The 4,461-nt window shown below is 65.9% G+C and carries 4 protein-coding genes; 3 read left to right on the forward strand and 1 reads right to left on the reverse strand.

The window, feature by feature from the left end; genetic code table 11:
* From FJY88_12155 to FJY88_12165, 3 genes are all read left to right on the forward strand, one after another.
* The coding region (locus FJY88_12155) for a zinc carboxypeptidase (protein MBM3288087.1) at window positions 1-564 on the forward strand (564 nt) is incomplete at its 5' end.
* A gap of 58 nt (window positions 565-622) precedes the next feature.
* Entirely contained in the window at window positions 623-3,352 is a 2,730-nt protein-coding gene (locus FJY88_12160) for a hypothetical protein (GenBank protein MBM3288088.1), read from the forward strand.
* A 47-nt stretch (window positions 3,353-3,399) separates the two neighbouring features.
* Window positions 3,400-3,765, forward strand: a complete 366-nt coding sequence (locus FJY88_12165; GenBank protein MBM3288089.1) for an STAS domain-containing protein — start codon at window positions 3,400-3,402, stop codon at window positions 3,763-3,765.
* A 22-nt stretch (window positions 3,766-3,787) separates the two neighbouring features.
* Here the strand turns inward: FJY88_12165 and FJY88_12170 are convergent.
* Window positions 3,788-4,461, reverse strand: a 674-nt coding sequence (locus tag FJY88_12170) for a glucose-1-phosphate adenylyltransferase (GenBank protein MBM3288090.1), incomplete at its 5' end; no start/stop codon positions are given.

The raw sequence follows: 4,461 nt of genomic DNA on the forward strand, positions 1-4,461 counted from the left end.
TACGCCTCGCGGCAGGCGGGGAAGAGGGACTACGGGGTTTGGCACACGTACGCCGAGACGGTGGCGGAGCTGAATCTCCTGCACAGCCAGTATCCGAACCTGACGACGGCGCCCTTCTCGCTGGGTCCTTCGATCGAGGGGAGGGAGATCTGGGCGATCAAGGTCTCCGACAATCCGAACGTGGACGAGGACGAGCCGGAGGTGCTGCACGACGGGGTGCATCACGCGCGCGAGATCATGACGGTGGAGATGTGTCTCTACGCTTGGATCACGGGGCAGAACTCCGGAGGGTACGACGGGACCGACGATGTCGACACCGGAGCGGCGGCCACCCGCTCGCCCGACTACGACCTCTCCGCGTACCCTCGAGTGCGCCTCAAGATGGACTACTTCCATGGGCAGAGGGATACGGGGGACGATCCGGCCGACCATCTGAAGTTCTGCGTCTCTCCCGACGCCGGCGCCTCCTGGATCAACCTGATCACGGTGGGGGATGTGGCCACCGCGCCCGAGTGGCGCGCCCGCCGCAAGCCCCAGCGAGACATTGAGATGAATCGAGATTAGGGGTATACTGGATCTGTGTGCTGGCAGCTATGTTCCTCGCACCGATAGGAGGGGACGGATGAACCGCTTCTGGTCCGCAATCCCGCTTGCTGTTCTCATTCTCGGGCTGGGCTCGACGGCCGCAATGGCTTTCGAGGGAGAGGTTTACGAGGAGATCCGGGTATTGCTCCCGAGCGACTCCTCGCTCCGGGAGTTGCTGAAGGGCTCCGACCTCGAGTTGATGGGGCTCGGCGACGGGGACGTTCGCCTCCTGTCGCGTCCCTCGATCACGAGGAGGCTGCTCGACGAGGGGTGGCATGTCGAGGTGATCCAACCCGATCTGGAGAGCTTCTACGCCTCGCGGCAGGCGGGGAAGAGGGACTACGGGGTTTGGCACACGTACGCCGAGACGGTGGCGGAGCTGAATCTCCTGCACAGCCAGTATCCGAACCTGACGACGGCGCCCTTCTCGCTGGGTCTTTCGATCGAGGGGAGGGAGATCTGGGCGATCAAGGTCTCCGACAATCCGAACGTGGACGAGGACGAGCCGGAGGTGCTGCACGACGGGGTGCATCACGCGCGCGAGATCATGACGGTGGAGATGTGTCTCTACTTTCCGCGCTATCTGTGCGAGAACTACGGGACCGATCCGCTGGCGACGTTCCTTGTGGACAATCGGGAGATCTACTTCGTGCCGATCATGAATCCGGACGGGTTCGTCTACAACGAGACGACGAATCCGAACGGCGGGGGGATGTGGAGGAAGAACCGCCGCGTCAACCAGGGAAGCTCGTGCCGCGGCGTCGATCCGAATCGCAACTATCCATACGAGTGGGGCGGGGGCGGGTCGTCCGGCGATCCGTGCGACGAGACCTATCGGGGGACGGCTCCTGCGAGCGAGCCCGAGAACCAGGCGATGATCAACCTCATCAACGGGCGGGAGTTCGTGACGCACGACACTTGGCACTCGGTGGCGGGAATGATCCTCTTTCCCTGGGGGTACACCCTGAACCACACCCCGGACGACGCGACGTTCCGTGCGATCGCGTCGGAGCGGGCGCGCTACAACGGCTACCAGACAGGCCAGCCCCCTGAGATCCTGTACGAGGTCAACGGGGGATTCTTCGACTGGACCTACGGCGAGCAGACGACGAAGCCGAAGATCTTCTCCTTCTGCACCGAGTTTGGAGGAAGCGGTTTCTGGCCCGCGCAGTCGGAGCGCGAGGGGCTCCTCGCCGAGAACCTCTACTCCGCGCTCTATCTGACCCAGATCGCGGGCCCCGTCGTGAGCACGACGGGCCTTGCGGTGTCGGGCGGCAACGGTAACGGACAGATCGAGCCGGGGGAGACCGTCGACCTTCTCGCCACGATCCACAACAGCGGCGTCGTCGCCAACGCGACCAGCGTCTCGATCAGGCTTCTCTGCGACGATCCGTACATCGTTCTCCTGGACGCCTCCAACGGAGTCGGGACCCTGACCCCCGGACAGAGCTGGACCAACACGGCCGATCCGTTCAGCGTCCGGGCCGACGCGACCTGCCCGCAGGGACGGCTCGTCACCTTCACGGTCGTCGCCGACGCCGACGGCGGAGTCCACTCGGAGACTCCATTCGTTCTGACGATCGGCGTCCCGCCGGTCCTCGTCGCGAACGACTTCGAGAATGCTGGGGAGGAGTGGAGCCAGGATCCCTCCCACACGGCGACGACGGGCGCGTGGGTGCGGATCGACCCGGTTGCGACCAGCTACCAGCCCGGCGATGACACGACCCCCGCTCCCGGCATCTACGCCATGATCACGGCGCAGAATCCCAGCGGCCAGAACGGCGTCGACGACGTGGACGGCGGGATCGCCGCGATGCGCTCGCCCGATTTCAACCTGTCCGCCTACGCCTCCGTCAGGGTCTCGATGATGTACTTCCATGGCCAGCGCGACACGGGAGGCGACGCGGGGGACTTCTTCAAGATCGATGCCTCCTCCAACGGAGGCGGCTCCTGGGTGAATCTCCTGACGCTCGGGGATGTCGCCTCATCGGCCACCTGGCGGAGCTTTACGGCCGACCTCGAGGACTACATCCCGCTGACGAACCAGGTCCGTTTCCGCGTGCAGGCCGCCGACGGCACCACGGTCGGCGAGATCATCGAGGGCGGGATCGACGACTTCTACCTCTACAACGCGGGCACCGGCAACGAGCCGCCGAGCTCCCCCACGCTGGTCTCTCCCGCCGACGGGGCGACGAATGTGCCGGCCAGCGCGATTCTCAAGATCGGGAACGCCAACGATCCCGAGAGCGATCCCCTGACCTATGGCTTCAGGATCTATTCGGACGGCGATCTCACGCAGATCGTCCGCTCGATCGACGGCGTGCCTCAGGGAGCGGGCGGCCAGACCTCTTGGGCAGTGACCCCTCCGCTGAGCATGGGGACCTACCACTGGCGGGCCTACGCGGCCGATCCGGAGCAGCGGGGGCTCTATATGGAGGCGGCGTCGTTCACGGTCAACGAGCAGGTCGGCGCGGAGGACCTCTCCCTTCCCGCCGAGGCGGAGCTTCTCGTGGGACCGAATCCGGTCCGGGATCGAATGGTGATCCGCACCTTCGTTCCTGCGACGTTGACGAGCCGTCTGGGCGTCTATGATGCTCAGGGGAGGCTGATCAGGAGTCTCGAGCATGTTCCCTCCGCCGCCGGATGGCAGGAGGCGGAGTGGGACAGCCGTGACGACGTCGGCCGGCCGGTGCCGAGCGGCACCTACTGGGTGCGTCTCTGGACGCCCGGGATGACTCGAACCGTGAGGGTCGTCTCGATCGAGTAGGAGGCCCCGTCATCTGATCCCGGCGGGGTCGAAGGGGGGGACCCGAGATGTCCGATTGGTCGAAGCTGAGCGTCGAGCAGGTGGATCGCAAACACCCGCCCCTCGCGATCTACCGTCTGCGCGGCGGGCTCACGAGCAACGAAATGTCGTACGAGTTCCTCGAGCGAGTCCGCAGCGGGGTCCGAAAGGGGCCCAACCGAGTCGTCATCAACCTCGAGGGGATGGAGCATCTCTCGAGCGCGGGGCTGGGCATCCTGGCCGCTTGCTACACATCGATTGTCAACGCGGGCGGCAAGCTGTGCCTCGCCTCGATTCCCAAGCGGGCGGAGATGATCCTGGGAGTGGTCCACTTCCTCGATGTTGTGGAGAGCGCCGCGAGCGAGGAGGAGGCGATCCGGAAAGTCACCGCGTAGCCGGGCACGGACGGGCCCGCGTTCAGCGGTCGATGTCGCCGATCGTCTCGCCCGCCTTCGTGTGCGAGCGGGCTCCCCGAGGGAGCGTGACGGAAGGGAAGAGGATCGTGTTCTTCTCGATCCTCGAACCGGCCGGCACCGATGCGCTCTTCCCGATCAGCACCTGTCCGCCATCCAGGTGGCCCGGGTATCTGAGATTCGGCACGTTCTCGCCGATCCCTCCCACGATCGCGCCGGGCCCGAGCGCGACCTGCTTGTCCAGAATCGCCTCGGTCACGCGCGCCCCCGCGCCGACGCGGACATCGTGCATCAGGATCGACCGCTCGACGACGGCGCCCGCCTCGACCACCACGCCGGGCGAGAGGATGCTCTGGCGGACTTCGCCGGCGATCGTGCAGCCGGTGGCGATGATCGATCCGTCCACGCGCGCCGTCGGCGTGAAGCGGGCCGGCGGCCTGTCTCCCGGGCGATTCTCGTCGCGATTGGTGCGGACTCCCCAGGAGGGGAGATCGATCGGCCCGCCCGGCTCCAGCATCTCCATGTGGCTGTCGAAGTAGGCGCGGATCGTTCCGACGTCCTGCCAGTAGCCCTGGAAGCGGAAGGTCTGGAGGTGGCGTCCCCCCGTGAGCATCGCGGGAAAGACATGGGCGCCGAAGTCGACGAGCCCTTGGTGTCCAACCACCTCATCCAGCTCCT

This window comes from Candidatus Eisenbacteria bacterium (genome assembly GCA_016867495.1).
In the GTDB taxonomy this organism is placed as follows: domain Bacteria; phylum Eisenbacteria; class RBG-16-71-46; order CAIMUX01; family VGJL01; genus VGJL01.

Bases quoted from the DNA above. Each gene is read 5' to 3' on its own strand.
- FJY88_12160 (MBM3288088.1), top strand. From the start codon at position 623: ATGAACCGCTTCTGGTCCGCAATCCCGCTTGCTGTTCTCATTCTCGGG.
- FJY88_12165 (MBM3288089.1), top strand. From the start codon at position 3,400: ATGTCCGATTGGTCGAAGCTGAGCGTCGAGCAGGTGGATCGCAAACAC.